We start from the raw sequence: 5,890 nt of genomic DNA, 5'->3' as shown, positions 1-5,890 counted from the left end.
GAGCCCGCTCAGTGTCTCGGGGGCCCGGAGATGTATATAAGAGACGGGCCGCGTGAGCGGGGGCGGCCGCCCCCGCCCCCGGGCTGGGTCCCCCCGCCCCACGCGGTCGCCCCGCCGCCGAATTCCCGCCCGCCGCAAGCGTTCCGGGTTCCACCACCACTGGACGAGGCCGAGTTCACCGACCGGCACCAGCGCACGCCGCAGGCGGGGTGGCGGCGCACCGTGCACAAGGCCACCGCCGGACAGGTCAACCTAGGCCCGTCACGTAAGGAGCGCCGGCGGGAGCATCTGCTGGCGCAGATCCGGCAACCCATTACGGGGGACTTCCGCATCGCGGTGTTGTCGATCAAGGGCGGCGTCGGGAAGACCACCACCACACTGGGGTTGGGGTCGGCGTTGGCGATGGTGCGCCATGACCGGGTGATCGCCGTGGATGCCAACCCCGACCGCGGCACGCTGGCCGAGCGGGTCCGGGACTCGTCGACCAGGTCCACCGTGCGTGACCTGCTCTCCGATCCGCATATTCACCGCTACGCCGACGTGCGCAACCACACGCTGATGGCCACCAGTCGGCTGGAAGTATTGGCCAGCGAGCAGGATCCCGCGGTCTCCGAAATCTTCGGCGATGCCGATTACCGGCGCACCGTCGACATCTTGCGGCACTACTACAACATTATCTTGACCGACTGCGGCACCGGTATCATGCACTCGGCGATGTCGGCCGTCTTAGACATGGCGCACACCATCGTGCTGGTCAGCTCACCAGCCATGGATTCCGCCCGTAGCGCCTCGGCCACCTTGGACTGGTTGATGCAGCACGGGCATTCGGGGCTGGTGCGCGGCGCGCACGTGGTGCTGAGCGCCTCGCGACCCGGGTCGGCGGCGTTGAAGCTCGACAAGCTCTACGAGCATTTCGAAACTCGCTGTCGCTCTGTTCATCTGATTCCGTTCGACCCGCATCTGAGCGAAGGGGCTGACGTCGACCTCGGGCTGCTCAAACCGGCGACCATGGACGCCTATCTCGATCTGGCCGGTGCGGTGGCAGAGGACTTCGGCCGGCTGCGGGCACCTCGCGAGCAGCAATGACAGCCAACTCAGCCAACAGCAAGTTGCCCGCACTGCGTCGCGAATAGCGAAATTGTCAGACCCGAATGCGCGAGTAGGGCGGGTGACACACGATGGAACTCAACGATGAATACCCTTGCGGCTTGAGACAATTCGCTTGTCGATGACAAACAGGCTCGGTAACGCCGAGGGCCACCCATCTCGTGAACAGGATACGTATCGGTACCGTTCGGCGAAGCGTTCGCAGCGGCGGGTCGGTATCGAACGGCTTGACCGGCTGGATGTGATCGGGCTGCCGGACAAGGCGATCGGCCCGGCCAAGCAGCGCAACCCCCGTGTTGAGAACCTGGCTCGCGGGCTCGCGCCGCGCACGGATAGGAATCGGATTCGCTGTCGGCGCCAAATACCACTCCACGATGTGGCGGGTCCTGGCTTGGGTCACCGAAACCGATTGACACACCAGCGATTGACGTGCCTGACGCTCAGGTCGTCGAGTTGGGCTACCCCGCCCGCAAGGCTGGTCGGCGGCCACCCACCTGCTGATCCCGCGGGTGCGGCTAGCCCCCGAACAGTTCCCACCGATCCGCGCTCGCGGCGCTGCCGCACCCTGCATCCCAACCAGCGCGCGTTGCCGCTGTCCAAACTCATGCACGTCCGATGCGATCTACGCCTACTCGTTGATCGCGACCAACCTCGACGTCGCGGCGGTCGAGCACTCGTCCGACACCGCACCGGCGGCTCCTAGCCGCTCCAGACCGGCTGATCCAACGTAACCGATCATCCGCACACCCGAAGGTATTCACCGAATCGGGCCAGACCCATCGGGGCTGACGCATCCGACCCTGTTGGACTTCCAGCGGCCGAATTATCCTCTGATGCCTTGGGCCAGACCCCGATCCAGCGCGGCCATGTCGTCTTGCTGCTGGACCCCGTCTACCTGTATCGCCGAAAGCTCGTGGATTATGTCCTGAAGGCATGAGTCGATCTCGTGGTGTGCCGCGGTGATTTCGGTCCCAGTCGTCCCCTTGAAGCCCTCCGGCAGATCCACCTGGAATACTTGGCGGACCGTGTCAGTTAGTTCACTGACATTATCGATGACTCTTTTGATGTGGTCCAAGCCTTCATGGGCCTCGGAGAAATTATGGAAAACGAGGTCGTCGCCGCCAACAGTCATGTAACTATCCTTTCAGAGATTTCCATACGATATGTTCAAATCGGATACTTGCGCAAACACGTCTAAGTGCAGTCCTATTATGTCCCGGACCCGGCCTGCGCGGCGATCTGATCTCCGGCGCTGTGAGCCTGTTCCTTGATGGTATCCAACCGCTGGACGACTTGCCTGATGTCGTCGTACTTTTCTTCTATTTTTCGACCAAACAAGGTGGCGTTATGGCTGCGCCACGGACCCAGGGTGAGGTCGTCTGCTTCTTGCTTAATTCTGTCAGCCAACTCATGCGCATGTCGGACGTGCTCGTCGATGTCTTGCAGCGCCTTTTTAACTTGCGCTGGTTCTAATGCGACCAGACTATTTTCTGTCATCGGCTTCTCCTTCTTGCTTTTCCGAACGTGATACCGGGCAATGTTAACTCCTAGAAAACGCTTTCGTTTCTGTGATGTCTAGAAACACCCCCATCCGCCGTCAGAAAGCTCGACCAGTTGCCCAATCGCCTGCCCGATCGCATGGTCCGATCCCGGCTTCAGCGTGCTCCACAATTGTCCACTGGGCGAGGCGCTCGGCGCGCCGACAATCCGACCCCGTTTGGTATAAAACACCCCCACAGCCGCCGGACGCCGCGAAATGCGGTCGGCGTCGGCCGACAGCGCGTAATAGACGATCTCAGCGAACGCCGCCCGGGATGCCAGCGCCGAGCCGAGCAGCATGGCCGCCCGCGGTTCGGCACCTAAGGCCCGGATCCGGTCGGCCAGCTGCGCGGGGTCATGGGTTCCGCTCAGGTTTTGGCTCATCGTCTCCAGCGGCGCGCCCACCGGCGTGACCTGGGCGGCCTCGGCCCGCGGCAGCTCCGCGAGCAGCGCCCGGGTGACGGTATCCAAACCACCATCACCCTCGATCACCCGCAGCGCGATCTCGTTGCCAACCCGGCGTGCCAGCACCGCGAGTCGACCGCGCCGCACCAGGGCCAGCCGGGCGATGCCTTCCGGGGTAACCAGCCGCATGGCCAATTCGCGATCCGGCCGTTGCAGGGCCTGCAGCAGCGGCACCAGCTCGGCCGACACTTCCCCGTCGGTGATCAGGCCGCGGGATACGAGGGTGCCGGTGGCGTGGTCGAGCGCCGCGGTAAGCATCTCCACGGTGCCGTGTCGGGGCCGGATGCCCAGTACCACCGGGAAGCTCTGGATCCCGATCCGCGCCGCGATGGCCTGCAACTCGTCGTCGGTGACGGTGTACTGCGGCGGGGCGGCGGTGGTCATCGGCTCGCCTCCCGATCTCCACCGATCACCGGCGGCGACACCCACCGGTCGGACACCTGCTGCAGGGTGCGTTCCGGCTCGTCGGCGAAGCCCTCCACCGTGCGTTCCGGCGCGGCCAGTTCATCGAAGATGCCGGTGTTGGGTCCCCAACTGACATTGGACACGGTGAACGGCGCATCGTTTTGCTGCGCCGCCGGCAGCCAGGACTGCCCGGCGCTATCCGAAAGTCCGGCACCCGGCTCGCCGCCGCCCTCCATCGGGGCCGCCGGCCGGACCGACTCGTGCTCACGCTCCTGGTTGTTGCCGCGCCCCATCGCACCCATCGGGCCGTAGGCGCCGCGGCCCATTCCGCCGCCGCTGCCCGAACCGCCGTTATTGAACGGGGTCTTTTTCAGATCCTTGGCTTCTTCGCTGGTCTTGATCGGGGTGGCCATCATCGGCGTCAGCTGCCGCGGCGCCTTGCCGCCGCCGCCGTGGCCGCCGCCGCCCTTACCGCCGGATTTACCCTCTTTCTCGGACTTCAACGCGTCGCCGTTGACGACCTGCGGAGGCAGTGGCTGCTCCCACGGCTCGGCGAATTCGGCGACGGCGTCTTCGTAACGGGTCATCACCGTCGCGGCGTCCGCTTGGTCCGCGTTGGCGGCCTCGTCGAACTCGGCGAAGGTGCCGTTGAGGATCGCGCCGTTGTAGGCCCCCAGCGACGCCATCATGTCCTGGGTCGCCTTGGCCTCGATGGCCTCCGAGACACTCGGCATGGACAAGATTGCCACCGTGTTGGCGACCGCGGCTTCCTCGATGCGTTGCCCGTTGCCGGCCGCACTCAACGCGAACGCCTGCAGCCACTTACCGAACTCCACCAGCTTGCGGGCCACGGCATCGGAGCCGTCGCTGCGCCACGAGGCCTGGAACCGCTCGATAATCTTGTCGTAGTCGGCGGACACCCGGGCGAGTTCGTTGGCCACCCGGATCCAGGCCGCCCCGGCTTCGCCCACCGAGGCGGGGCCGGGGCCATCGGTGAGGTCGCGCGCCAGCTGTTCAGTGCTCCGCGATTCCCACACCACATTGGTGAATCCCATGCTGCGACCTCCCCCCTTTACCTATTTCACTTGACTCGGACCGAAATCGACCATTTGCTGCGGCGAATCAGGCCAGGTCCGTCTCCTGGATCCGGCCCGAATGCCCACGCAGCGTCGCCGCCACTTCCGTCAGCTCAGTAGCGGTCTGATCCGACGCCTTGGTAAACGACGCGTGGACCTCGTTGGTCGTTTTGGCGACCCGTTGCGACACCTCGTCGCGGCCCGACGCCACCACGGTGAGGTTGGGCGCCTCGGTTTGCATAACGTGCTGTACCCGCTGGGCCAGCTCGTCGATTTGCTTGGTCACGTCACCGACCTCACCGGGTCGGATTGAGATGTCACTCTTCTCGGCCATGTCCGTACTCCTTAGATTCGTAGTTCAACATCGGGGTCCGCATGGGGATCGGCTTCGCCGATCACCGGCGGCGCGACGGTGCCGAGATCCCCAACGATCTCCCCGCCCTGATCCGAGGTATGCAAGAACGACGCCGACGTGTGGCTGCCGTTGCTGGCCCCCGCTTTGTTGCCGGCGGCCCCGGCCATACCGGCGCCGCCCATCATGCCGGCGCCGCCCATGCCGGCACCCCCGACCGCCGGCCGGGCCGCGGCTGCCTGTGTCGGTGCCGACTCTTGCTGCAGCATCGGCGAGCCGGGCGGCGCGGCCAGTGCTCGCGCTGCCGGGGTGGCCATCCCGCCGCCACCACCAGCGCCCGCGCCACCTGCGCGGGACGCCGCGCTCGCGAGGTGGGCCGCCCCGCTACCGGCGGACGTGGCGGCGCCCGATGCTCCTTGCCCGGCAGCCTGGCTCATCTGTGAAATCATTTGGGTCCCGGCTTGGGTGCCCGCCTGGACCCCCTGGGTCAACAACTGGGTGCCCATCATGATCGGCATCATGCCCGCCTGCATCGCCGGACCCGCCATGCTCATCGCCATCGAGAGCATCGGGCCGAGCATCCCCATTAGCTCTGTCGGGGCCCCGGTGACGGCTTCCGGGGCGCCGGTGGCGGCGGTGGCACCCGCTTGCGCCGTCAGCGTGGATTCCAACTCGCCGATGAGCTGGCCCATTCTGCCGGCGGTCTCACCGACCGTCTCGCCCATGCCCGGCAGGCTGAACGGCACCTCGCCGCTGAGCTCCTGCAGCCGTTCGTGGCACTCCTCGAGGATCTCCGTCAATCGCGAATAGCCCTGGGCGGCGTTGGCCATCGCCGTCGTGCCGTGGCCGGCGATGCCGGCGCCCTGCGCCCCGATCGCGGCCTGATTCCCCAGGTTTGCCGTGGTCTTGGCGAGGTGTCCGGCGGCCCCGGCGCCCGACCATCCCC

The 5,890-nt window shown here is 66.0% G+C and carries 7 protein-coding genes; 1 reads left to right on the top strand and 6 read right to left on the bottom strand.

Annotation, left to right across the window (positions count from 1 at the left end):
* Positions 1–1,086: MinD/ParA family ATP-binding protein (locus BKN37_RS25320; protein WP_131823696.1), on the top strand; the 1,086-nt coding region annotated here is incomplete at its 5' end.
* 844 nt (positions 1,087–1,930) lie between these two features.
* Here the strand turns inward: BKN37_RS25320 and BKN37_RS25315 are convergent.
* The 6 genes from BKN37_RS25315 to BKN37_RS29385 all read right to left on the bottom strand — a co-directional run.
* The gene (locus BKN37_RS25315; RefSeq protein WP_071029832.1) at positions 1,931–2,239 is read right to left on the bottom strand and encodes a hypothetical protein; all 309 of its coding nucleotides are present in this window, start codon (positions 2,237–2,239) and stop codon (positions 1,931–1,933) included.
* A 77-nt stretch (positions 2,240–2,316) separates the two neighbouring features.
* Positions 2,317–2,604: a WXG100 family type VII secretion target gene (locus BKN37_RS28965; RefSeq protein ID WP_131823695.1), complete on the bottom strand. Its 288-nt coding sequence runs from the start codon at positions 2,602–2,604 to the stop codon at positions 2,317–2,319.
* 78 nt (positions 2,605–2,682) lie between these two features.
* The gene (locus BKN37_RS25305; protein ID WP_071029828.1) at positions 2,683–3,495 is read right to left on the bottom strand and encodes an ESX secretion-associated protein EspG; all 813 of its coding nucleotides are present in this window, start codon (positions 3,493–3,495) and stop codon (positions 2,683–2,685) included.
* Positions 3,492–4,571, bottom strand: a complete 1,080-nt coding sequence (locus BKN37_RS25300; protein ID WP_071029826.1) for a PPE domain-containing protein — start codon at positions 4,569–4,571, stop codon at positions 3,492–3,494. The genes BKN37_RS25305 and BKN37_RS25300 overlap by 4 nt, the downstream gene beginning before the upstream one ends.
* A gap of 67 nt (positions 4,572–4,638) precedes the next feature.
* Positions 4,639–4,926 carry a PE family protein gene (locus tag BKN37_RS25295; protein ID WP_071029824.1) on the bottom strand — a complete coding sequence of 96 codons (288 nt, stop codon included), beginning with the start codon at positions 4,924–4,926 and terminating at the stop codon, positions 4,639–4,641.
* 11 nt (positions 4,927–4,937) lie between these two features.
* Positions 4,938–5,890: hypothetical protein (locus BKN37_RS29385; RefSeq protein ID WP_071029822.1), on the bottom strand; the 953-nt coding region annotated here is incomplete at its 5' end.

The sequence above is a fragment of the Mycobacterium talmoniae genome, assembly GCF_001854525.1.
Classification (GTDB): domain Bacteria; phylum Actinomycetota; class Actinomycetes; order Mycobacteriales; family Mycobacteriaceae; genus Mycobacterium; species Mycobacterium talmoniae.
The sequence above is the reverse complement of the archived record's forward strand: the minus strand, read 5'-3'. Positions and strand labels throughout refer to the sequence as shown.